The following is a 22,904-nucleotide window of genomic DNA, read 5'->3' as shown; positions in this document are numbered from 1 at the left end:
AAGGGGCCGAATCGCCCGAGCCTCCTTTTGACGAGACCGATGAGTCACGCTGCCGGCCCAAGGACCCTAAGCGGCCATCGTCTCGCAATGAGTTTCGGTTGCGGGGTCCGATCATGGCTATCGATGCGCTTGTGCTTCCACTTCTCAATGTGCCCCTGTTTCAGGGCCTGAAGCCGCTGCAGCTCACCGAGATCGCGCGACGGGCGGATCGTATCGTCTACAAGCCCGGTGACGTGATCGTGGCTGCACATGCGGATCCGGACGCGGCGGTGCTGCTCGTCTCAGGCGAGGCCGTGCGCACGGAAGGGCCAGGGCTTGAGGCTGGCAGCAACGAGGCGCTGCCGGCAGGCGCGTTGATCTCCGAGATGACGATGCTGATCGAGACGGAGTGCACCTCAACCGTTGTCGCTCGCACCTCGGTTCGGGCGCTGCGCATCACACGCTCGGAATTGCTGGCGCAGATGACGGCCGATCCGACTCTCGCCGAGCATTTCATCGACAAGATCTCGGGGCGCCTCTCATCGTTCGTGGAAGGGTTGCGCCAGATCGATTGCTCTTTAGCGACAATGAGCGGATCAGCCGACAGCGAAGAAAGCAACGATAGGCATCAGGCGCCGCAAACCGGCGTGACGACGCTGCATTGAGCTGGCTAAACTTGTTTGCGATCTGCTGCCCGAGTATCTGCGCGGATCAGCGGACGCGGCGCGGGTTCATGTAAAGGTCGGCTTCCTGGCGGTCGAGCTCGGGTTTCACTTTGCCGGCCAGCATGCCCTTGTAGAGCCGCTTCATGTGATGACGGCAGTCGCGGTTGAAGACCATCATGGCACCGAACAGGTTCATCACCGTCATCAAGCGCTTGTCGGCGCCAGCGCGTATTTGGCCCTTCCACTTGCCGCCGATCGAAAACACCTTGCCGTCGAGATAGCCGACGGTTTCCCCGTGCTGATTGATCAACGAATAGTCGCCGCCAAGATTGATGAAGGCGCGCTTCAGGCGATAGAACTCGGGCTTGCCTGAGTTGTCGATGATGAAGAACGAGAAGTGCTCGGGCATGAACGGCCACTTGTTGGCCGAGCGCTCGAGATAGATGATGAACTGGTCGTCGTTGGTGTTGATCGAGTAGGTCATCACCGGCATGCCGCGGGCGCCGATGGTCTGCTGCAGCGAACGGCCGACCATCAGGTCCATCGTGGCGCGCCAGTTGAGGTTATCGGTGAACAGCTTGAAGACGAGGCGCTTGTCCATGCCCTCGGCCTTTTTCCAGGCGTCCTCGCGGTAGCCGAAGAGGCCTGTGCGCTTTCCGTCCTCGATGATCTCGCCGAAGATATCCATGTCGGTCGTGAACTGACGCGACTTGGCGCGGTTGCGCGTGCGCTTGTAGATGCCGAACTCCGTGAAGTTGAGATCGGTGATCCAGATGTCGACGACGAAGCGATTCCAGCCGTCGGAGGCGCGCTTGCGGGGCGCCTTGCCCTTTGTGCGGCGAGGCTGCGTCTTCGATTCTATGACTGCCTGCTCCATGGCTTCGGCGCGCGCGTCGCGCGCGGCATCGGCGGCTGCGGCGTCGGCTTGGATTTCGGCCACCTTGAGGGCAGTTGCTGTCATGCCGGTCTCCCTGGAGGGCGTGCGAATGCGAATCACGGAATTGGCAAAAGGCTAGCATTCGCTTCTGCAACACGGGCCCGGCAGGGTGCGTGCGGCGTGGAAAAGCTGTGGGTAGATGCTGCTTGTTGCAGGCAAGCCCGCCGTTTGCGCGGATCAGCGGGCGCCGAAAATGGCTGAGCCCACACGCACGTAGGTGGCGCCGAAGGCGACGGCGGTCTCGAAGTCGCCGCTCATGCCCATGCTGAGCTCGGCGAGTTTCAGTTCGTCGGCGAGCTTAGCCAGGAAGGCGAAGTGCACGGCCGGCTCTTCGTCCTGCGGCGGGATGCACATGAGGCCCGCGATCTCGAGGCTGAGGTCATCACGGCAATGGGCGAGGAAGCTCGCTGCCTCCTGCGGTGCAATGCCGGCTTTTTGCGGCTCCTCGCCGGTGTTGACCTGGATGAAGAGCTTGAGGCGTTTGCACTGGTGCTTCTGCTCGTCGGCGATGGCGCGGGCGATCTTGGGCCGGTCGACGGTGTGGATGGCGTCGAACAGCGCGACGGCCTCGCGCGTCTTGTTGGACTGGAGCGGGCCGATCAGGTGCAGGAGGAGGTCGGGGAAGCGGACACGCAGATCCGGCCATTTCGCCTTGGCCTCCTGCACGCGGTTCTCACCGAACAGGCGATGGCCGGCTTCGATAACGGGCAGGATGGCCTCGGGGCCGAAGGTCTTTGATACGGCGATCAGGTGCACGGTAGCTGGTTCGCGGCCAGCTTCGTGCGCGGCGGCGGCGATGCGGGCCTGGACGTCGGCGAGGGCGGTGGTGGGTGTGTGCGTGGTGGGATCGGTCATGGAGTTCGGTTTAGCCGACATGCGCACGGTGTGGCTATGAGGCGTGGAATATGTGTAAAAAATCGCGAAATTTGCGCATATGAGCGGTCATGTGGGTCGTGGTTACCTACGTCGGCGCCTATATGGGTAAAATAATGTGAAATTTACTCATATGTAGCCTCATGTGGGTAACGGCGACCTGTGTCTGGTATTTGCGGGTAGAAAATGCCAAAAATTACCCATGATGATACCCTTCGATCCAAACCGGCCTTTCAATGCGCTGCCCGGCCTCCCGCCCGGCGTGGACCTGGAGACCAAGTCGATCCTGAAAGCCTGCGTCGGCGCCCGCGCAAAGCTCGCGGCGCTCAAGGAGGCGGCGGCCCTCATTCCCAACCAGGACGTCCTAATCAACTCGATCCCGCTTCGGGAGGCGAAAGACAGCTCGGCCATCGAGAATATCGTCACCACCAACGACAAGCTTTTCCGCTTCGCCAACGCGGACACCCATCAGGCCGATATCGCGACCAAGGAGACGCTGCGCTACCGAACGGCGCTGCTGAGGGGCTTCGAGAGCCTGAAAAGCGGTCGGCCATTGACGACCAATACCGCCATCGAGGTTTGCCGCGCGATCAAGGACGTCGACCTCGATCTTCGCCGCACGTCGGGCACCAACCTCAGAAATCAAAACGGGCGCGTCATCTACACCCCGCCCGAAGGTGAGGACGTGCTGCGGGACAAGATGACGGACTGGGAGCGGTTCATCCACGACGAGTCGGATCTCGATCCCCTGATCAAGATGGCGATCGCCCACTATCAGTTCGAAGCGATCCACCCGTTTCCAGACGGCAACGGACGAACGGGGCGCGTGCTCAACATCCTTTTTCTGATCGAGAAAGGGTTGCTGGACCTGCCGATCCTCTATCTCAGCCGGTTCATCAACGATCGGCGCAGCGACTACTACAAGCTTTTGCTCGAAGTGACGACCGAGCAGGCCTGGGAGCCTTGGATCCTCTACATGCTGAATGCCGTGGAAGATATGGCGACTTGGACGCGCGGCAAGATCTGGGCGATCAAAGCGCTGATGCACGATACGGTTCGATACGTTCAAGTGGCCTTGCCGAAAGTCTACAAAAGAGAGCTGGTGGAGCTGCTCTTCGTTCAACCTTATGTGCGGATCGGCGATCTGGTGGAGGCTGGGCTCGGCACCCGCAAGACGGCGGCCGGGCATCTCAACCAGCTGATCGCCGCCGGCGTTCTGCGCGAGGAGAGGGACGGGCGGGACAAGCTCTTCATCAACATCCGGTTCTTCGAGCTTCTCATGAACGACAGCAACGAGTTTGCGCCGTTTCCGGCGGTGCCGGACGGGAAATGACAAGTGGCTCGGGACGTGGCCCTTCGGGGCGGCAGTCCGCGCCTTGACCGCACCCCTCCTTTGCGCTCAATACCCGGCTACTTTCGGACAGAGACAAAAACCCATGGCTACCGAACGGTACAACGCGCCCGCGCGTGAAAAGCATTGGCAGAAGGTGTGGGAGGAGGGCGAGATCTTCCGCGCTTCCGACGACCGCGACCGGCCGAAGAGCTATGTGCTCGAGATGTTCCCGTACCCGTCCGGCCGCATCCACATGGGCCACGTGCGCAACTATGCCATGGGCGACGTGGTGGCCCGCTTCAAGCGGGCGCAGGGCTTCAACGTGCTGCATCCGATGGGCTGGGACGCGTTCGGCATGCCGGCTGAAAACGCTGCCATCGAGCGCAAGACGCATCCCGCGACCTGGACCTACGCCAACATCGAGACGATGAAGGGCCAGTTGCGTTCGATGGGCTTGTCGCTCGACTGGAGCCGCGAGATCGCGACCTGCAGCCCGGACTACTACAGGCATCAGCAGAAGCTATTCCTCGATCTTCTGAAGAAGGGTCTCGCCTATCGCAAAAGCTCGAAGGTCAACTGGGACCCGGTCGATCATACTGTGCTCGCCAACGAGCAGGTGATCGACGGTCGCGGCTGGCGCTCGGGCGCGCTCGTCGAGCAACGCGAGCTCACGCAGTGGTTCTTCAAGATCACTGCATACTCCGATGAGCTGCTCGACGCGCTCGGCACGCTCGACAAGTGGCCGGAGAAGGTGCGCCTGATGCAGGCGAACTGGATCGGACGTTCGGAAGGCATGCTGGTGCGCTGGGCGCTCGATGCCAAGACGGCGCCGAGCGGCCATAGCGAGCTCGAAATCTACACGACGCGACCCGATACGCTGTTCGGCGCCTCCTTCATGGCGATCGCGCCCGACCATCCGTTGGCCAAGGCGGCGGCCGAGAGCAATCCGGAACTGGCGGCTTTCTCTGAAGAATGCCGGCGCATGGGAACGTCTGTGGCCGATCTCGAGTCGGCCGAGAAGCGCGGTTTCGACACCGGCATTCGCGCCGTGCATCCGTTCGACAAGGACTGGCAGGTGCCGGTCTACGTCGCGAACTTCATTCTGATGGACTACGGGACGGGCGCCATCTTCGGCTGTCCGGCCGGCGATCAGCGCGACCTCGATTTCGCGCGCGCTTACGATCTACCGGTCATTCCCGTCATCCTGCCGCCGAGCGCTGATGCCGAAGGTTTCACGCTCGGTGACACGGCCGTCGACGGCGACGGCACGATGATCAACTCACGCTTCCTCGACGGGCTTTCGACCGAGGATGCATTCGAAGAGGCGGCGAAGCAGCTCGAAGCGGCCAAGCTCGGTGGCAAGCCTGTCGGACAGCGCAAGGTCAACTATCGCCTGCGCGACTGGGGCATCTCGCGGCAGCGCTACTGGGGCTGTCCGATCCCCATCATCCATTGCGAGAGCTGCGGGATCGTGCCGGTGCCGGCCAAGGATCTGCCGGTCAAGCCGCCGGAGGACGCGACCTTCGATAAGCCGGGCAATCCGCTCGACCGACATCCGACGTGGAAGCATGTGGATTGTCCGACCTGCGGGAAGCCCGCCAGGCGCGAGACGGACACGATGGACACGTTCGTCGACAGCTCCTGGTACTACGTGCGCTTTACGGCGCCGCACGCCGACAAGCCGGTCGATACGGACGCGGCGAACTACTGGCTGCCTGTTGATCAATACATCGGCGGGATCGAGCACGCGATTCTGCACCTGCTCTATTCGCGCTTCTTCTTCCGCGCGATCTCGGACTCGGGGCACGGGACCAAAAACCTGCGCGAGCCGTTCGCGGCGCTCTTCACTCAGGGCATGGTCACGCACGAGACCTACAAGTCCGAGGGCGGCGCGTGGCTCTTGCCGTCGGAGATCCGGTTTGAGGGCGAGGGCAGCGCGCGGCGCGCGGTCGAGGTGACGACGGGCAAGCCTGCCGTCGTTGGCTCCATCGAGAAGATGTCGAAATCGAAGAAGAACCTCGTCGACCCGGACGACATCATCGAGGGTTGGGGCGCGGACTGCGCGCGCTGGTTCATGCTCTCCGACAGCCCGCCCGAGCGCGACGTGGTGTGGACCGAAGCCGGCATCCAGGGCGCCGGCCGCTTCATCCAGCGCGCCTGGCGCGTTGTCGACGATCTTGCGGAGAAGGCTGCACTGCGCGGGACGGTTCAGCCCGCCACGTTCTCCGACGAGGCGCTGGCACTCCGGCGCGCGGCCCACAAGGCCACCCACGCCGTGGCGCAAAGCATCGAGGCCCTGCGCTTCAACGTGGCCGTGGCCCAGATCTATGAATTTACCAATGTGCTCTCGGCCGCGCTTACCAAGTCGGGTGCTTCCAGCAAGACGAGCGAAGACTTCGCCTGGGTTCTGCGGGAAGCCGGCGAACTATTCGTGCAGATGATCGGTCCAATGATGCCGCACCTTGGCGAGGAATGCTGGGCGCGGCTCGGATACAACACTTTGTTGGCCAATCAGCCTTGGCCGGCAGTGGATGCTGGGTTGCTCGTTGACGATAAGATCACCATTGCCGTACAGGTGAATGGCAAGCGCCGCGACGAGCTTTTGATCGCGCGCGACGCTGCGGAAGACGAGGTCAAGGCGGCCGCCCTCAAGCTCGATCCCGTGGTACGGGCGCTCGATGGACGTCAGCCTAAGAAGATCATCGTCGTGCCGCAAAGGATTGTGAATGTCGTTGCCTAGGGCGTTCTCGCCCAGGTCATTGAAGGGGCCCGGGTTTTACGCTTCGGATTGATAAGGTCCGGCGGGGAAAACGGGGTCGGGGGCAGGCGGGCTCATGCGTTCGAGCGTCGGCACACTAAGCGCTTTGGACCGGAAGGCTGGCCGTCTGTATGGCGGCTTGCGGACCGCGTCGCGCCTCGTGCTGGCCGCAACCCTGGTCGCACCTCTCCTGGCCGGCTGCGGCAACGGCGGTTTCCGCCCGCTTTATGGTGGATCTGCAATCGGTGGTGCTCATGCTGACGAGCGCCTGGCACGGGTCTCGGTGGCGACCATTCCCGGTCGCGTCGGGCAGCAGATTCGTAACGAGCTCATCTTCCACGCCACCGGCGGTGGCGGCGAGGTCGTTCAGCCCGACCTGCGGCTCGAAGTGGCCATCCGCGAGAGCGTGACCTCCACGCTGGTCCGCGTCGACGGTGAATCGGGCAGCCAAGTCTACAGCGTCGAAGCTAAGTTCCGGCTCGTGCGTGTCTCCGACAACAGCGTGGTTCTGACCGGTACGAGCTACGGCCGCGCAGCCTTCGAGCGCAATACGTCGATCTTCTCCAACGTGCGGGCGCGCGAGGATGCCGAGAACCGCGCCTCCAAGGTCGTCGGTGAGGATCTCAAGGCCCGGCTTTCCGCCCATCTCGCGAGCGCGGCTTAGCGCGCCCTCCCTGCATTTCGATGCAATGCGCCTGCGCTTTGCTCTATCGTGCCGTCTCCAGACAGCACGTTTGATTTCTTAGGCATTCCGAGGCGCTCATCTCTCCATGGTTGCCGTCAAGGCGCATCAGGCCCAAGCGTTCGTCTCCTCTCCCGATCCCAAGATCCGCGCCGTGCTGTTCTTCGGGTCCGACGCGGGGCTTGTCGGCGAACGCGCGCAAGCGTTGGCCAAGGCTTCGGCGGCGCGCTTCGATCCGCCAGGCGAGCTGATCCGGCTCGATGATGCCGATCTCGATAGCGACCCTGACCGGCTCGTGGTCGAGCTTGGCACAGTGCCGATGTTCGGCGGGCCGAAGATCGTGCGCACGACGGCGAGCCGAAAGGTGACGGCCGCGGCGCTGAAGCCTCTGCTCGAGGGCGGTGGGCTCGAAGGCATGCTGATCGTCGAAGCGGGGAATCTGCGCCCCGATGAAGCCATGCGCACGCTGTTCGAGAAGTCGCCGCTGGCGGCGGCGGTCGCGTGCTATGCGGATGCGGCGCAGGACCTTGAGGGTCTGATCCGCGAAATGGTGCGAGAGGCCGGCGCGAAGATCAGTGCAGACGCGAGCCAAGCGCTGGTCGAGCGGCTTGGCGCCGACCGGGCGCTGTCGCGCGGTGAGATCGAGAAGCTTCTGCTCTATGTGGGCGGTGGCCGCGAGATCGGCATCGAGGATATCGAGGCCGTGGTTGGCGACGTCTCGGAGCTTGCCATCGAGCGCATCACCTTCGCGGCGGCGGCCGGGCAGATGCAGCGGGCCGTGGCGGAATGCGGCCGCGCCGTCTCCGCCGGGGAGAGCCCGCAGGCGATCATTGCCGCCACGCAGCGGCATTTCCAGCGGCTGCACCGGGCGCGGGCCACGGTGGACCGGGGCAGCTCGCTCGACGACGCGCTGCGCCAGATGCGCCCTCCATTGCACTTCAAGCAGAAGGACGCGTTCGCTGCCCAGTGCCGGATGTGGACCACGCCGCGGCTTACCGAGGCTTTGAAGCGCATTTCGACGGCGGCGCGGTCGGCACGCCTTGCGGGCGGCCTCGACGAGCCGTTGGCGGAGCGGCTTCTGATGGGGCTCGCCATGCTGGCCCGGGAAGGGCAGGCCGGGCGGACGAGGTAAAGTGCCTCGCCTCCGGCGGTGCGCGGCGCGGGCGCGTTGCGCAGGCGGGCTCTATGCCTATAGTGCGCGCCTTACCTCAGCGCGGTCACGGAGATACAACACAATGCCCGGCACGCAATTCGATGTGGTCGCGATCGGCAACGCGATCGTCGATATCCTTGGCCGCTGCGATGATGCCTTCCTCGATCGCCACAGTGCTCCCAAAGGGCATATGCGCCTCGTCGATTCCGCGACCGTCGACACCCTCTATCGGGAAATGGGGCCTGCCGTCGAAATCTCGGGTGGTTCCGCGGCCAACACGGTCGCCGGCGTCGCTTCGCTCGGCGGACGCTCGGCGTTCATCGGCAAGGTCAGCGAGGACGAGTTCGGCCGCATCTTCCGCCACGACATCAGTGCGGCGGGGGTGACGTTCAAAACGCCGGCGGTGGCAGGCTCCGATCGCGCGACGTCGCGCTCGCTGATCCTCGTCACGCCCGACGGGCAGCGGACGATGAACACCTTCCTCGGCATCAGCACCGATCTCGACCAGGGCGAGGTCGATCCGGAGATCATCAAGGCCTCGAACATCGTCTATCTCGAGGGCTATCTGTTCGATCGGGATGAGGCCAAGGCGGCGTTCCGGCAGGCAGTCGCGATCGCCAACGATGCCGGCCGGCGCGTGGCGCTCACCCTTTCGGACTCTTTCTGCGTCAACCGGCACCGGGCGGAGTTCCTGGCGCTCATTCGTTCCGGCATTGGTATCCTGTTCGCCAACGAAAGCGAGATCCTGGCCCTCTATGAGACTGCGAGCTTCGACGAGGCCATGAAACACGTGGCCCGCGACACCAGGCTCGCCGTGCTGACGCGCAGCGAGAAGGGCTCTGTGATCGTGTCCGACGGCACGCCGGTGCTCGTTTCGGCCGAGCCGGTTGCCAAAGTCGTCGATACCACTGGCGCCGGCGATCTTTACGCGGCGGGCTTCCTCTATGGGCTGGCGCGCGGTTTCGATTTCAAGGCGGCCGGGCAGCTCGGCAGCTTCGCCGCGGCCGAGATCATCGGGCAGATGGGTGCCAGACCGGAAGTGAAGCTCTCGCATCTCGCCCGCATGCGCGGTTTTATCGATTAATGGCGGGCACTTCGGCGGGTGCGTCTTTGCTCTGCGAAAAGACCCGCTTTGTTCTCGAGACATACAAGGCAAAGAATCTTTTTCGCAACATTTCTCAATACAACCCCGCTTCTCTTTGTCTGGCTTTGGTTTTTCTCCTTGGCATCCGGGAGCGAAATTCATCAAGATTCATTGCATTCGAATCGTGATGGATGGACCCGGATATGCCTTCTGACTATGCGCGCCGCGGCCGACCCAGGGGCAGCGGACTCGACGATCGCGTGCAACTGCGCAGGATCGCCGAGCTTATCGAGGCTGATCCGGGCCTGAGGCCGACGACGGCGATCAAGGCCCTCGGCGTGTCCGATCCCTCAACAATTCGCAGGCTAAGAGACAAGCTCAAGACCGAGATGAGAGGTGCTCCTCAGGGCGCACACAGCGGCGGATGCCGCATAGGTTCGGCAGAGATGCTCGAAGCCCGCCGTCAGGCGGTGCCTGCACAACGCGGTACCAACCTGGGCTCGGCTGCCTCCGGCGGCCTTGCCCAGGTGGTTCCCGCGACCATGTCCGAAGCGCAGCTCTCCTGGTTCACACGGTGGTGTGCGTTCGGTCTCTACGCGGTCTCGTCCACCGCAGAGGCTCAGAGGGCCATGATGGACGAGTTTTTCCGCGTACCGGAGGTAGCGTCGGCGTTGCGTGAGCAGATCCGGTTGAATGAAGTGGCGAAAGCGTTCTGTCCCAAGCGTTCGGAGATCCGAACCACTCTCCACTAAAACAAGACCTTCAGGCCGCCCCCCAAAGCGGCCTTTTTTCATGGGCGACGAAGAGGGCGATGCGGCGCTTACGTCTCGGCCCAGTCGGCGAGGCGTTCGAGGAACGCGAGGCAGCGGTCGATCTCCGAGATCGCGATCCATTCGTCCGCCGTGTGGGCCTGTGCGATGTCGCCCGGTCCGCAAACAACCGACGGCATGCCGCCCACCTGAAACAGCCCGGCTTCGGTGGCGTAGGACACTGCGCTCGTCGCGTTCTCTCCTGCGAGCTTCAGTGCCAGTGCCACGATGTCCGAACTCTGCTCGGCGGCGAATGGCGGCACGCGATTGGCCTGCCGAATTTCGATGGCCGCCTCCGGCGCGATGCGGCGCATGGCAGGAAGGCATTCGGTCTCGGCGAACTCGACGAGGCGGCGCTCGATGGCGTCGATGTCGAGGCCGGGCATGGCGCGGATATCGAACACGAAGCTGCAGGACGCCGGCACGATGTTGGCTGCGATGCCGCCTTCGATCTCGGTCACCTGTAGTGTCGGGTAGGGTGGCGTGAAGCGCGGATCCGGCGGCAGGTCTGCCAATTCGGCTTCGATCTCGCTCAGCTTGCCGATCAGGCGCGCGGCAGCGGCGATGGCGTTGACGCCGAGATGGGCCATGCTCGAGTGGGCAGCGTGGCCGGTAATGCTCACATTCCAGCGCACCGGGCCTTTGTGGGCATCGACGACAGCCATCGATGTCGGCTCGCCTACGATCACCGCGCGCGGCTTCGGCAGCCGGTTGCCGAGCTCTGCGATCATCGGGCGGACGCCGATGCAGCCGACCTCCTCGTCATAGGAGAAGAGGATGTGCATCGGCACTTTCAGGGAGCGGCGCTTCAGCTCCGGCACCAAGGCCAGCACGCAAGCGAGATAGCCCTTCATGTCGGCGGTGCCGCGCCCGTACAGGCGGCCGTTCGCCTCGCGCAAGGTGAAGGGATCGCTGGTCCAAGCGGCAGGATCGGCGGGGACGACGTCGGTGTGGCCGGACAGGCCGATGCCGGGAACGTCCTCGGGCCCGATGGTTGCGACCAGGGATGCCTTCTCGCCATCCTCGGTTGGAACCAGATGGGATTCGACGCCGTGTTCGGAGAGGTAGTCCGCGACGAACGCGATGAGCGCACGGTTCGATTTGTGGCTCGTGGTGTCAAAGGCGACGAGACGAGCCAGGATCTCGATGGCGGAGGAGGATGTCGTGGCGGGCATTGGCCTTAGTTCACGCTGCGCGTGGCGTAGGGGCTGTCGAGGGAGAACGCGGGAATGGCGACATCGAACAGGCGCCCGCTCTCGTCGACCATCTGGTAGCTACCAACCATGATACCCGAGGGCGTCGAAAGCGGACAGCCGGAGGAGTACGTGAAGGATTGGCCGGGCGGAATGACCGGCGTCTGGCCCACGACGCCCGGGCCGCGCACCTCCTCCGTTTTTCCGTTGGCGTCCGTGATGCGCCAGACGCGGCTTTTGAGTTGGACGGTGCGGTCGCTCTCGTTGGCGATCTCGATGGTGTAGACCCAAAAGAAATAAGCTTCGTCCGGCGTCGATTGCTCGTCCGAGTATTCCGGGGTGACGCGGATGCGAATGCCGTGCGTCACCTGCTCGTATGGGGTCTCGTCGTTCACGGGATGGTCCGTATCTGCCTTCGCGAGCATTACCACGGGCCGGCGCCGCGGCGTCAATGGTCTTGCTCGCGGAAGGTCAGGCCGAGCGGGCGGCGGCGACGGCTGCCTCCAGATCGGCTGCGAGGTCGTGCTCGTTCTCGAGGCCGACCGACAGGCGCAGCATGCCGTCGGTAATGCCAAGCTCGGCGCGGGCCTCGGGGCCGATGCGGAAGTGCGTCGTGGTTGCCGGATGGGTGATGATGCTCTTCGCATCGCCGAGGTTATTGGAGATCAAGATGATCTTGAGCGCGTTCTGGAGGCGGAAGGCCGCCTCCTTGCCGCCTTCGACCTCGAACGCGATCATCTGTCCGCCACCGGTCATCTGCTTCCTGGCCAGTGCGGCCTGCGGATGGTCGGAGCGGCCGCAATAGATCACGCGCGAGACGCCCTTCAGCTCGGCGAGGCGGTCGGCGAGGAAGGCAGCCGCGGCGCTCTGAGCCTTGACGCGGATCGGCAGCGTCTCGAGGCCCTTCAGCATGACCCAGGCGTTGAATGGAGAGAGCGACGGGCCGGTCTGGCGGATGAAATCCTGCAGGTGATCGGTCAGGAATTTCTCGCTGCAGAGCACGGCGCCGCCGAGGCAGCGGCCCTGGCCATCGATGTGCTTCGTCGCCGAGTAGACGACGACATCGGCGCCATGGGCGAGCGGACGCTGCAGCATCGGCGTTGCGAAGACATTGTCGACGACGGTTTTGATGCCATGCTCGCGTGCAAGCGCGCTGACCGCTGCGATATCGACGAGGTCGAGCGTCGGGTTGGCCGGCGTCTCGAAGAAGAAGCCCTTCGTGTTGGGCCGGATCGCAGCCTTCCAGGCGTTGATATCGCGGCCATCAATCAGCGTCATGGCGATGCCAAAGCGCGGACACAGCGTCTCGACGATGTAGCGACAGGAGCCGAACATGGCACGGGCGGCGACGATGTGATCGCCGGCGGAGAGGAACGACAGCAGGCCCGCGGTGACGGCGGCCATGCCGGTTGCGGCGGCGCGCGCGACCTCGGCTCCCTCGAGAAGGCGGAGCCGCTCCTCGAACATCGAGACGGTCGGATTTGCGAAGCGTGAGTATTGGAAGCCCGGGTCCTCGTTCTTGAAACGGGCCTCGGCCTGCTCGGCGGACGTGTAGACAAAGCCCTGTGTCAGGAACAGCGCTTCCGAGGTTTCGCCAAAGCCGGAGCGCAGCGTGCCGCCGTGGACGAGTTGTGTCTCGGGGCTCCAGCTTGCGGGATCGGCGGAAATCGGGGCTCTGTTGTCTTGTGCCATGGCGGCATACCTCGCGCGTCGGGGCTTTCGCCCGCATGTTCCGGCCGTGGAGTCAGTCGCGAGCACAGGCGCCCGCGCCGACAGCGGCCAATAAAAAACCCGGCTGTCCTCCCCGCCTCCAATGAGCCAGGGCGGACCGGTCGCCGGGTCACGCGCATGGGCCATTTTTAGCGAGTTATTTTACGTGGCTGCAAGCCGGCCGGCCAAATCACCACGATCCCGTTGTCATGGTCCAGAGGGTCCAGACGGGATAACAGCCGGATTAGACCCTTCCGCCTCTTGGCGTCAAGGGGCCGTTCGTCTAGAGCGGGCATGCTGCCCGCATTAGATCGTGAGTTGGGACAATGATTCATGCGCAGGATGGGTAGGATCCGGTGCGATCATGGTCTAGGGCGGTCGAGAGCAGGAGTTAACGCAATGCCCCAAGCGTCGAAAATCGCTGAGTCGGAGGCGATCTCGCCCGGTGGCGCCGCAGCCGCTGGCGGCATTCTCCCCGTGCAAGCGATCCGCGAGCTGATCGCGGCCGGGGCGCTCAAGAGCGAAGCCGTGTGGGATGCGGGACAGCTTCAGCCGGCGAGCGTGGATCTGCGTCTTGGGCCGCGCGCCTATCGCGTGCGTGCGAGCTTCCTTCCTGCTCCGGGTGGGCGCGTCAGCGAGCGCCTCGAGGACCTTAAGCTGCACGCCGTCGATATCGAGAACGGGGCGGTGCTCGAGACCGGGTGCGTTTACGTCGTGCCGTTGCTCGAGAGTCTTGCGTTGCCGCAGGCGATTGCTGCGTCGGCCAATCCCAAGAGTTCGACGGGGCGGCTCGACGTGTTCACGCGTGTCATCGCCGACGGTGTTCCGGCTTTCGATCTCGTGCCGGCCGGTTATGCCGGTCCGCTCTATGCCGAGATCTGCCCGCAGACCTTCCCCATCGTCGTGCGTAAGGGCTCGAAGCTGTCGCAGCTTCGCTTTCGCGAGGGCAATCCGCGCGAGACCGATGACGGGTTGAGGCAGCTGCAGGCGCGGGAGACGCTGGTCTCGGGCGGCAAAGCGGATATCCACGACGGCATCGCGCTGTCGGTCGATCTCGCCGGCGATGGTGCGGGCCTCGTCGGCTATCGTGCGAAGAAGCACACGGGCGTGGTCGACGTCGATGCGCCGGGGGCCTGCGCGATCGCGGATTACTGGGAGCCGGTGCGCGCGGACACGCACCGCAGGCTGATCCTCGATCCGGACCAGTTCTACATTCTCGCCTCGAAAGAGGCCGTGCACATCCCGCCGACGCATGCGGCGGAGATGATGCCGTTCAACCCGCTGGTCGGCGAGTTCCGCGTGCACTACGCGGGGTTCATGGATCCCGGCTTCGGGCATTCAGCGGCGGGTGGCGCCGGCTCGCGTGTGGTGCTCGAAGTGCGCTCGCATACGGTGCCGTTCATTCTCGAGGATGGGCAGATCATCGGCCGGCTCGTCTACGAGCGCATGGCCGAGGTACCCGAGATCCTTTATGGGCGAGATGTCGGTAGCAACTACCAGGCGCAAGGCCTCAAGCTCTCGAAGCATTTCCGGTAGCTCGCAGGCCGCGATCAGCCGTTGCGCGGTTCCTCGTCCGGGCACTTGAGCGGCTTGGCGGCGGCCAGGATGGCGCCGACGACGCCCGGAAATTTCTGCTCGATCTCGTTCAAGCGCAACGAGTTCACGACCTCAGTGCCACGCCGCTCCGAGCAGATGAGGCCCGCCTCGCGCAAGATCTGAAAGTGATGAGACTGCGTAGACTTCGCGAGGTGCGCGGGTGCGGCCGATGAGCAGTTGAGCGGGCAATCGCCGTTGACTAGGCGGCGCACAATCTCAAGCCGCACGGGATCGGCGAGCGCGTAGAGCACGCTCTCGAGCTTCAAATCCTCGGTCACCGGATGCACGAACGGTCGTTTCATAGCATCCGATATGGCAGCCACGCTGTTCTAATTCAATAGTTCGATAGTCTTGAACTTCGGAATCGGAGCCCTATTTGAGGTCTCGACCGGGGCGCGACGCTTTACGCCCCGCGACACAGCGTTGGGTCAACAGGCTGAGGGATATGGAGAATTCACAATGGTGCGTCCCCTTGAAGGTAAGATTGCAGTGGTTACGGGTGCGAGCCGCGGCATCGGCCGGGCAATTGCGGAGCGTCTGGCCGGTGACGGTGCGCTCGTCGCTATCCATTACGGACGAAGCAAAGGCGCGGCCGACGACGTCGTCGCCGGCATCACGGAGAAAGGGGGTTCGGCGTTCGCCGTCGGAGCCGACCTTGCCGCCAAGGATGGCGTGAAGCAGCTTTTTGCGGCGCTCGACACTGGGCTTCGGGCGCGCACGGGCTCGACGCAGTTCGATATCCTCGTCAACAATGCGGCGATTGCGCCGTTCGCGGATTTTGCGAGTACCACCGAGCAGGTTCTCGATGAGATTTACACGGTCAATGTGCGCTCGGTGTTTCTTGCTACGCAGGAGGCGACAAAGCGGCTGCGAGACGGCGGGCGCATCGTCAACATATCGAGCGGCGTTGTGCGCACGCCTGTAACAGACGCGGCAGCCTATTCGGCGCTCAAGGCGCCAATCGACAATCTCACGAAGTTGCTCGCGCATGATCTCGGACCACGCTCGATAACTGTGAACGCGGTCGCGCCCGGCGTGATCGACACGGACATGGCAGCGGCATTTGCACGTGATCCGGCAGCCGCCGAATTCGTAAAGAGCAAGCAGGCACTGAAACGGATCGGCAAGCCCGAAGATATCGCGGACGTTGTTGGCTTCTTGTCTGGCCCCAGCGGGCGCTGGGTCACGGGGCAGATCGTCGAGGCATCTGGCGGGTCGGTGCTGACGTTCTAGTTTCGAGAAGACGAACAGCCCGGCCCTTGTCCGGGTGACGGAGCGTTGCGGCCGCCGGCTTCCCTGTCCCCCAACGGCGGCTGCCTTTCCCCCACCCCGACGTTCCGTCACCTCGGCAAGGGCCGGGTGTCTACTTGGTTGCGAAGTACACGGCGAGGAAGCGCTGGTAGATCGCGGTCAGGCGCGCGAGATCGTCGAGCGGAACGTGCTCGTCGACGGCGTGGATCGTCTTGTTGACGAGGCCGAATTCCACGACCGGGCAGACGTCCTTGATGAAGCGCGCGTCCGACGTGCCGCCGCCTGTCGTGAGCGCCGGTGTGCGCCCGGTCTCGGCAACGACGGCAGCGCTCAGCGTTTCGACGAGCACACCGGGGCTGGTCAGGAACACATCGCCGGTGCCGGCAAACGTGATGTCGTAGCTGGCGCCGATCGTGGCGGCTGCGGCCGCGCACTGCTCGCGCACCCAGGCTTCGATTGTCGGGCGGCGCCAGGTGTCGTTGTAGCGAATGTTGAGCGTAGCGCGCGCGTCCGCCGGAATGACGTTACTGGCACGGTTCGGCACCGAGAGCACCGTTACCTGCAAGTTCGACGGCTCGAAATGCTCGGTGCCTAGGTCGATCTCGGTGGACGACAGCCGATCGAGAATGCGCACGAGCTTCGGGATCGGGTTGTCGGCCTTCTGCGGGTAAGCCGCGTGGCCCTGGCGGCCGTGCACGACGATCTCTGCCGTTACCGATCCGCGGCGGCCGATCTTGATCTCGTCGCCCAGAGCCTCGGGATTCGAGGGCTCGCCGACGATGCAGGCGTCGAGCGTTTCGCCGCCCGCCTTCAGCCAGTCGAGCAGCTTGGCCGTGCCGTTGATCGAGGGGCCTTCCTCGTCGCCGGTGATCAGGAGCGAGATCGAGCCCTTCGGCTTGCCGCCGTTTTCCGCGAGATGGCGCAGGGCAGCCGAGACGAAGCAGGCCACGCCACCCTTCATGTCGACAGCGCCGCGGCCGAACAGGTTTCCGTCGCGTATCTCTCCCGAGAACGGCGGCACGGTCCAGGCATCGATGTCGCCTGCGGGAACGACGTCCGTGTGGCCCGCGAACGAAAGGTGGGGGGCGGTGTTCCCGATGCGTGCGTATAGGTTCTCCACGTCTGGCGTTCCGGCCTCGCGGAAGGTCAGGCGATGGCACGTGAACCCCGCGGGCTTCAGCACGCTCTCGAGCAGCGAGAGCGCGCCGCCCTCGTCGGGCGTTACGCTTTCACAGCGGATCAGCGCTTGCGTCAGTGCAACGGGGTCTCGCGGATCGAGGGCCATGGGATCGCCTTCATGCGCTCGGCTCAGTCGCGCAGCAGCTCATTGATCGAGGTCTTCGAGCGGGTCTTCTCGTCGACGCGCTTCACGATGACGGCGCAGTAGAGGTTCGGCCCCGGCTCGCCATTGGGAAGCGGCCTGCCTGCCATCGAGCCCGACACCACCACCGAGTAGGGCGGCACGCGGCCGAAGTGCTTCTCGCCAGTCGTACGGTCGATGATGGTCGTCGAGGCGCCGAGGTAGACGCCCATGGAGAGCACCGAGCCTTCGCCGACCAGCACGCCTTCCGCCACCTCGGCGCGGGCGCCGATGAAGCAGTTGTCCTCGATGATGACCGGGCCGGCCTGCAGCGGCTCCAGCACGCCGCCGATGCCGGCGCCGCCCGAGATATGGCAGTTCTTGCCGATCTGTGCACACGAGCCGACGGTGGCCCAGGTGTCGACCATGGTGCCGCTATCGACATAGGCGCCGAGGTTCACGAACGCGGGCAGCAGCACGGCGCCCGGGGCGATGTAGGCCGAGTGGCGCACGAACGCGCCTGGCAGAACGCGAAAGCCGCCCTTCTTGAAGTCGTCCTCGGTCCAGCCGGCGAACTTGGGCGCCACCTTGTCCCAGTAGGACGAGCCTCCGGGGCCGCCGGAGATCAACCCCATGTCGTTCAGCCGGAACGACAGCAGCACCGCCTTCTTCAGCCATTGATTGACGACCCACTCGCCGTTCTTCTTCTCGGCGACGCGCGCCTCGCCCTTGTCCAGGAGGTTCAAGGTGGTTTCGACGGCATCGCGAACCTCGCCCTTGGTGGCGGAGGTGACGCTGTCGCGGGTCTCCCAGGCCTGCTCGATGGTGGTTTGAAGGTTGCTCATATGGTGTCCCCTGGGCGTTCTTGTTCGGCAGGCGTTCATGGCCGCCCGGCGGGGTACTGTCAATGATTCGGCCGGTTTTGTGCGTCCTCGGGTGTCAAAGCAAACCGGGCGTTAACGCGATCGGTCTAATCTTACGTAGGTGGCCGCGCTCGGGTCTGGTCTCGGGTCGCGCCAAGCCGGCGAACAGTAATGCGTATGGAGGTCTCCCGTGGGCAGAACGCAGGGCCAAGGGGCCGGAGCGGGAAGCTCGGGCAGCGGCATCGTCACGACGGGTCCTTGGAACGCGCGGGATGGCTTCGTCGCCGAGACTGCGGTCGCGATCGACCGGCTTACGGCGAAGCTCGAGCGGCTTGAGCGGCGCGAAGAAGCGCTGAAAGGCCAGGTCAGCGATCTCCTGGATCACGCGCAGCAGGCGCAGCGCTTTCAGGCGCTTGCAGAAAGCCTCAGAAATTCAAGAGATTACAAGGTCGATGAGATGCTCCGCCTAGTCAAGGATTTGCGGGCGCGCCTCGACGCTGTCGAAGGCCCGCGCGCCGAATTCGGACGCATCACGTACAAAAGTCTCGTCGATGTGGATCGGAAGCTCGCCGCGCTCGCGGCGACCGACGCGCGCGAGGCACGGCTTACGGCCTGGCTGCAGACCAGCAACGTGATCGCCGGCGTGTTGGCGGCGGCGCTGCTCGCGATGCTCAGCGCTCAATTTCTCTGAGAGGTTTTCTGGCCGATCCTTCGGCCGTCAGTTGGAGGCGGCCGCGGTTTCGATCGTTTCGCGGATCAGCCGTTTGGCATCCTCCGAGTCCCATTCGGCGGGGCCGGGCAGGCGGCCGATCTCACGGCCTTCGGCGTCGATCAGGATCGTCGTCGGCATGCCGATGGCCTTGAGCTGGGACCCGGTTCGCGTTGTCGTATCCGAGTAGAGCGCCAGCTGTTTGACGCCGATGCTGTCGAGGAACTTCCTCGCCGCATCAGGGCCGGTGCGGTCCACCGCCAGCGCCACGACCTCGAAGGTGTCCGAGCCCAGCTCTTGCTGCAGGCGGTCCAGCGAGGGCATCTCCTCGCGGCAGGGGGCGCACCAGGTCGCCCAAAGGTTAAGAAGGACGATCTTGCCGCGGAAGTCGCTCAGCTTGCGCTCAGCGCCGGTGCCGTCGACGAAAGCGACGTCGGCAAGGGTCTCGGGTGCGGTTTTGAAGACGAAGGCCGGCAGGCCCGGCACGCGGCGGCGGGTTTCGGGCGCCCCCTTTTCCGGCGCGGCGGCCGAGGTCTCGGGCACGCTGGTGTTGTCAGGCCGGCCAAGCGTGCCGTATACCGCCGCAAAGCCGACAAGAGCCGCAATCGCGGCCATGGTGATGACGGCCGCTGTGCTTCTTCGGGGCGCGCCGGGCGCGTTGCCGTTTTCGTTCATCAACCTGATCCGATATTTGGTTTAGATCGCTCTTCGGAAAATCGGTTCCGACTTTTCTGAAGCACACCAGGGGTCTCGCGGAGGGCCCATTCCGTGACAGAGAAAAAAGCCAACAAGATGTGGGGCGGCCGTTTTGCTGCCTCGCCCGCCGAGATCATGCAGGAGATAAATGCCTCTGTCTCCTTCGACAAGGTGTTGGCGCCGCAGGATATCCGCGGTTCGAAGGCGCATGCGGCGATGCTCGGGGAGACCGGCATCATCACCAAGAGCGATACGCGCGAGATCCTGCGCGGGCTGGATCAGGTGGCGGCCGAGATCGCCGACGGGAGCTTCACGTTCTCGCGCGAGCTCGAGGACGTGCACATGAACGTCGAGAGCCGGCTCAAGGATTTGATCGGCGCTTCGGCGGGGCGGCTCCATACGGCGCGCTCGCGCAACGACCAGGTGGCGACGGATTTCCGGCTTTTCGTGCGCGATGCGGCCGATGCGCTGATCGTGGCCATCGGCGGACTGCAGGAGGTCCTCGTCGCCAAGGCCGAGGAGCACGCGGCGACCGTCATGCCGGGCTTCACGCACTTGCAGCCGGCGCAACCAGTGACGTTCGGGCATCATCTGCTTGCTTACGTGGAAATGCTGGGGCGCGATCGCGGACGGTTCGTCGACGCGCGGCGGCGGCTCAACGAGTGCCCGCTCGGGTCTGCGGCGCTGGCGGGCACGTCGTTTCCGATCGACCGCGACAAGACCGCCGAGGAGCTGGGCTTCGACCGTCCGATGGCCAACTCGCTCGACGGCGTCTCGGACCGGGATTTCGCGCTCGAGGTATTGGCGGCGGCTGCCATCACGGCCGTGCACCTGTCGCGCTTCGCCGAGGAGATCGTGATCTGGATGACGCCGCAGTTCGGCTTCATCCGGCTTTCGGACCGGTTCACGACCGGCTCGTCGATCATGCCGCAAAAGCGCAACCCGGATGCGGCGGAGTTGGTGCGCGCCAAGGTCGGGCGCATCGCGGCCGCTTTTCAGAGCCTGCTCACGGTCATGAAGGGCCTGCCGCTCGCCTATTCCAAGGACATGCAGGAGGATAAGGAAGCGGCGTTCGACGCGCTGGCCTCGCTCCGCCTTGCGCTTGCGGCCATGACCGGGATGGTGGGGGATCTCGAGCCGGAGAAGGAGGTCATGCGGGCGGCTGCCGGACGCGGCTACTCGACCGCGACCGACCTCGCCGACTGGCTGGTGCGGGAGCTCAAGATGCCGTTCCGGGACGCCCACCACGTGACCGGCTCCATCGTCAAGGCAGCCGAGGTCCGGGGGCTGGACCTCGAAAACCTGCCGCTGGAGGTCATGCAGGAGGTGGAGCCGCGGATCACGAACGGGGTTTATTCCGTGCTTTCGGTGGAAAATTCCGTCAAGTCGCGCCGTAGCTATGGGGGAACTGCGCCACAGAACGTCGCGAAAATGGCCCGGGCCTGGGCTCGGCGCTTGGAAAAGGAGCGGGCTGGGCGCTAAAATCGCCTGGATTTCCAGTTAACGGTCGCGCAGGGCGTGGCTTCAAGGACTTGATCGATATGACGCGTTTTGTTCGCGCTGCTCTGGCGGCCTCCGCGCTGGCATTCGTGCTGGCGGGGTGCGGCGTGAAGGGCGGCCTCGAAGCGCCGTCCGCGGCCAAGCAGCAGACGACCGCCGATGCTCAGTCCGGTGAGGGCCGCCCCGAGGGCGCCGCCCCCAAGCCGCACAAGAGCTCGATCCTCGACGGCCTTATTCGCTAGCTTTCTCTTGCGTTTTTCCGCAGCGCGCGGGCGCGACTGCGGCTATAGGTGCGTTCGCACCTTTTGATGAGACCAATGTTCATGCTTCGGGCCGGTTCGGTCCGCGGTGATCGTGGTCTGGTTCGGACGCCCCACCCCTATGCATCACTTCACCTACAAGGACGGCGTGCTTCACGCCGAGGACGTCAGTCTCCCGCGGCTCGCTGCCGAGGTCGGCACGCCGTTCTATTGCTATTCGACGGCGACGCTCGAGCGGCATTACACCGTGCTCGCCGACGCGTTCTCCGGGCAGGACGCCGTCATCTGTTTTGCGGTCAAGGCCAACTCGAACCAGGGCGTGCTGGCGACCATGGCGCGGCTCGGCGCGGGCATGGACGTGGTCTCGGAAGGCGAGCTTCGGCGCGCACGGGCTGCGGGCGTGGCCGCCGACAAGATCATCTTCGCGGGCGTCGGCAAATCGCGCGACGAGATGGCGTATGCGCTGCGCGAGGGCATTTTCAGCTTCAACGTCGAAAGTGAGCCGGAGCTGATCGCGCTCTCCGACGTCGCGGCCGGGCTCGGCGTCACGGCGCGGGTGGCGTTGCGCGTCAATCCGGACGTCGATGCCAAGACGCACGCCAAGATCTCCACCGGCAAAAGCGAGAACAAGTTCGGCGTTCCGTATCTCGATGCGCCGCGGCTCTACACGGCAGCGCGGGCGCTGCCGGGTCTCGATGTGTCGGGCATCCATATGCACATCGGCAGCCAGATCACGGATCTGGCGCCGTTTCGGGATGCGTTCCGGCTGATGCGCGACCTCGCGCTCGATCTTCGGCGCGACGGGCACGAGATCCACCATCTCGATATCGGGGGCGGGCTCGGCGTGCCCTACCATGGCGACGCCGATCTGCCGCCACATCCCGATGCCTATGCGAGGCTGGTCAAGGACCTGCTCGGAGATCTCGAGGCGCGCATCTACCTCGAGCCGGGGCGCATGATCGTCGGCAACGCGGGCATCCTGGTGACGCGCGTGCTGTATGCCAAGGCGGGCGCCGGTAAGCGCTTCACGATCGTCGACGCGGCGATGAACGATCTCCTGAGGCCGACGCTGTACGAGGCCTATCATGAGGTGTGGCCGGTCGCGGCGGCGCGCGCCTCGTCCCCAAAATCGCTGCAGGACATCGTGGGCCCTGTCTGCGAGACGGGCGACTATCTCGCGACCGACCGCGAACTACCGGCGTTCGAGCCGGACGACCTGATCGCGGTGATGACGGCCGGCGCTTACGGTGCGGTGATGTCCTCGACCTACAACACGCGGCTTCTGGTGCCCGAGATTCTGGTGTGCGGGGCTGAGTATGGCGTGGTGCGGCCGCGGCCATCCTACGACGAGCTGATCGGGCTCGACCGGCTGCCGCGGTGGCTCTCGAAAGCCTAACGCCAGCGCGGAGTTAGGGTCCCGGGAGGGCAATCCCGGCATCGAGCGGAACTTGGCGGTAAATTGGCGATTGCCGCCAACGTTTGATCATTCAGGTCTGATGGGCTGATGCTGCCGGTACCCCCGATGGTACTGTGCGGCAACGAGATTTGGCATC

General features: G+C 64.5%; 22 protein-coding genes and 1 riboswitch. Of the genes, 13 read left to right on the top strand and 9 right to left on the bottom strand.

What is annotated here, in order from left to right; genetic code table 11:
* Positions 1-113 precede the first annotated feature (113 nt).
* A complete protein-coding gene (locus tag CS1GBM3_RS13625; RefSeq protein WP_072395965.1) occupies positions 114-644 on the top strand; it encodes a cyclic nucleotide-binding domain-containing protein in 531 nt (176 codons plus the stop codon).
* Positions 645-690: 46 nt separating this feature from the next.
* Here the strand turns inward: CS1GBM3_RS13625 and CS1GBM3_RS13620 are convergent, their stop codons facing one another.
* Positions 691-1,605 carry an LURP-one-related/scramblase family protein gene (locus CS1GBM3_RS13620; RefSeq protein WP_072395963.1) on the bottom strand — a complete coding sequence of 305 codons (915 nt, stop codon included), beginning with the start codon at positions 1,603-1,605 and terminating at the stop codon, positions 691-693.
* A gap of 153 nt (positions 1,606-1,758) precedes the next feature.
* Complete coding sequence (locus CS1GBM3_RS13615) at positions 1,759-2,436, bottom strand: YggS family pyridoxal phosphate-dependent enzyme (protein ID WP_072395962.1); 678 nt, start codon at positions 2,434-2,436, stop codon at positions 1,759-1,761.
* Positions 2,437-2,656: 220 nt separating this feature from the next.
* On the opposite strand from CS1GBM3_RS13615, the gene CS1GBM3_RS13610 reads away from it, so the two are divergent.
* From CS1GBM3_RS13610 to CS1GBM3_RS13585, 6 genes are all read left to right on the top strand, one after another.
* On the top strand, positions 2,657-3,787 hold the full coding sequence (locus CS1GBM3_RS13610) for a protein adenylyltransferase Fic (protein ID WP_072395961.1): 1,131 nt from the start codon (positions 2,657-2,659) through the stop codon (positions 3,785-3,787).
* Positions 3,788-3,890: 103 nt separating this feature from the next.
* Positions 3,891-6,527 (top strand): leucine--tRNA ligase, encoded by a 2,637-nt coding sequence (gene leuS / locus CS1GBM3_RS13605; protein WP_072395960.1) that lies wholly within the window; start codon positions 3,891-3,893, stop codon positions 6,525-6,527.
* A 94-nt stretch (positions 6,528-6,621) separates the two neighbouring features.
* Complete coding sequence (gene lptE, locus CS1GBM3_RS13600; RefSeq protein WP_072395959.1) at positions 6,622-7,209, top strand: LPS assembly lipoprotein LptE; 588 nt, start codon at positions 6,622-6,624, stop codon at positions 7,207-7,209.
* A 106-nt stretch (positions 7,210-7,315) separates the two neighbouring features.
* The gene (gene holA, locus CS1GBM3_RS13595) at positions 7,316-8,359 is read left to right on the top strand and encodes a DNA polymerase III subunit delta (protein ID WP_072395958.1); all 1,044 of its coding nucleotides are present in this window, start codon (positions 7,316-7,318) and stop codon (positions 8,357-8,359) included.
* Between the two features lie 103 nt (positions 8,360-8,462).
* Entirely contained in the window at positions 8,463-9,464 is a 1,002-nt protein-coding gene (locus CS1GBM3_RS13590) for an adenosine kinase (protein ID WP_072395957.1), read from the top strand.
* Positions 9,465-9,667: 203 nt separating this feature from the next.
* Positions 9,668-10,216: a hypothetical protein gene (locus CS1GBM3_RS13585; protein WP_139247920.1), complete on the top strand. Its 549-nt coding sequence runs from the start codon at positions 9,668-9,670 to the stop codon at positions 10,214-10,216.
* A 68-nt stretch (positions 10,217-10,284) separates the two neighbouring features.
* On the opposite strand, the gene argE is transcribed toward CS1GBM3_RS13585, so the two are convergent.
* The 3 genes from argE to metZ are packed head-to-tail and all read right to left on the bottom strand — an operon-like array spanning position 10,285 to position 13,158.
* On the bottom strand, positions 10,285-11,448 hold the full coding sequence (gene argE / locus CS1GBM3_RS13580; RefSeq protein ID WP_072395955.1) for an acetylornithine deacetylase: 1,164 nt from the start codon (positions 11,446-11,448) through the stop codon (positions 10,285-10,287).
* Positions 11,449-11,453: 5 nt separating this feature from the next.
* Positions 11,454-11,891 carry a Co2+/Mg2+ efflux protein ApaG gene (gene apaG, locus CS1GBM3_RS13575; protein ID WP_072395954.1) on the bottom strand — a complete coding sequence of 146 codons (438 nt, stop codon included), beginning with the start codon at positions 11,889-11,891 and terminating at the stop codon, positions 11,454-11,456.
* A gap of 46 nt (positions 11,892-11,937) precedes the next feature.
* On the bottom strand, positions 11,938-13,158 hold the full coding sequence (gene metZ, locus CS1GBM3_RS13570; RefSeq protein WP_072395953.1) for an O-succinylhomoserine sulfhydrylase: 1,221 nt from the start codon (positions 13,156-13,158) through the stop codon (positions 11,938-11,940).
* Between the two features lie 145 nt (positions 13,159-13,303).
* Positions 13,304-13,383, bottom strand: a riboswitch (SAM riboswitch).
* A gap of 192 nt (positions 13,384-13,575) precedes the next feature.
* Here metZ and CS1GBM3_RS13565 point away from each other — a divergent pair.
* A complete protein-coding gene (locus tag CS1GBM3_RS13565) occupies positions 13,576-14,712 on the top strand; it encodes a 2'-deoxycytidine 5'-triphosphate deaminase (protein ID WP_139247919.1) in 1,137 nt (378 codons plus the stop codon).
* A gap of 14 nt (positions 14,713-14,726) precedes the next feature.
* Here the strand turns inward: CS1GBM3_RS13565 and CS1GBM3_RS13560 are convergent, their stop codons facing one another.
* Positions 14,727-15,074: an ArsR/SmtB family transcription factor gene (locus CS1GBM3_RS13560; RefSeq protein WP_072395951.1), complete on the bottom strand. Its 348-nt coding sequence runs from the start codon at positions 15,072-15,074 to the stop codon at positions 14,727-14,729.
* Between the two features lie 157 nt (positions 15,075-15,231).
* On the opposite strand from CS1GBM3_RS13560, the gene CS1GBM3_RS13555 reads away from it, so the two are divergent.
* The gene (locus tag CS1GBM3_RS13555) at positions 15,232-16,005 is read left to right on the top strand and encodes an SDR family oxidoreductase (protein ID WP_072395949.1); all 774 of its coding nucleotides are present in this window, start codon (positions 15,232-15,234) and stop codon (positions 16,003-16,005) included.
* A 130-nt stretch (positions 16,006-16,135) separates the two neighbouring features.
* Here CS1GBM3_RS13555 and dapE read toward each other — a convergent pair whose 3' ends face one another.
* Together dapE and dapD are read right to left on the bottom strand one after the other, a co-directional pair.
* Positions 16,136-17,308 carry a succinyl-diaminopimelate desuccinylase gene (gene dapE / locus CS1GBM3_RS13550; protein WP_072395947.1) on the bottom strand — a complete coding sequence of 391 codons (1,173 nt, stop codon included), beginning with the start codon at positions 17,306-17,308 and terminating at the stop codon, positions 16,136-16,138.
* A 23-nt stretch (positions 17,309-17,331) separates the two neighbouring features.
* On the bottom strand, positions 17,332-18,168 hold the full coding sequence (gene dapD / locus CS1GBM3_RS13545; protein ID WP_072395945.1) for a 2,3,4,5-tetrahydropyridine-2,6-dicarboxylate N-succinyltransferase: 837 nt from the start codon (positions 18,166-18,168) through the stop codon (positions 17,332-17,334).
* A 208-nt stretch (positions 18,169-18,376) separates the two neighbouring features.
* On the opposite strand from dapD, the gene CS1GBM3_RS13540 reads away from it, so the two are divergent.
* A complete protein-coding gene (locus tag CS1GBM3_RS13540; RefSeq protein ID WP_072395943.1) occupies positions 18,377-18,877 on the top strand; it encodes a hypothetical protein in 501 nt (166 codons plus the stop codon).
* Between the two features lie 27 nt (positions 18,878-18,904).
* Here CS1GBM3_RS13540 and CS1GBM3_RS13535 read toward each other — a convergent pair whose 3' ends face one another.
* Complete coding sequence (locus CS1GBM3_RS13535) at positions 18,905-19,570, bottom strand: TlpA family protein disulfide reductase (protein ID WP_072395941.1); 666 nt, start codon at positions 19,568-19,570, stop codon at positions 18,905-18,907.
* 117 nt (positions 19,571-19,687) lie between these two features.
* On the opposite strand from CS1GBM3_RS13535, the gene argH reads away from it, so the two are divergent.
* The 3 genes from argH to lysA all read left to right on the top strand — a co-directional run bounded on the left by argH (position 19,688) and on the right by lysA (position 22,747).
* Entirely contained in the window at positions 19,688-21,073 is a 1,386-nt protein-coding gene (gene argH / locus CS1GBM3_RS13530; RefSeq protein ID WP_072397501.1) for an argininosuccinate lyase, read from the top strand.
* A 59-nt stretch (positions 21,074-21,132) separates the two neighbouring features.
* Positions 21,133-21,333 carry an LPS translocon maturation chaperone LptM gene (locus CS1GBM3_RS13525; protein ID WP_139247917.1) on the top strand — a complete coding sequence of 67 codons (201 nt, stop codon included), beginning with the start codon at positions 21,133-21,135 and terminating at the stop codon, positions 21,331-21,333.
* A 139-nt stretch (positions 21,334-21,472) separates the two neighbouring features.
* Positions 21,473-22,747: a diaminopimelate decarboxylase gene (gene lysA / locus CS1GBM3_RS13520; RefSeq protein ID WP_072397500.1), complete on the top strand. Its 1,275-nt coding sequence runs from the start codon at positions 21,473-21,475 to the stop codon at positions 22,745-22,747.
* Positions 22,748-22,904 lie beyond the last annotated feature (157 nt).

Origin of the sequence: Hyphomicrobium sp. CS1GBMeth3 (assembly GCF_900117455.1) — a bacterium.
Classification (GTDB): Bacteria; Pseudomonadota; Alphaproteobacteria; order Rhizobiales; family Hyphomicrobiaceae; genus Hyphomicrobium_C.
Note: the sequence above shows the minus strand (reverse complement) of the source record. Positions and strands in the feature narration are given on the sequence as shown.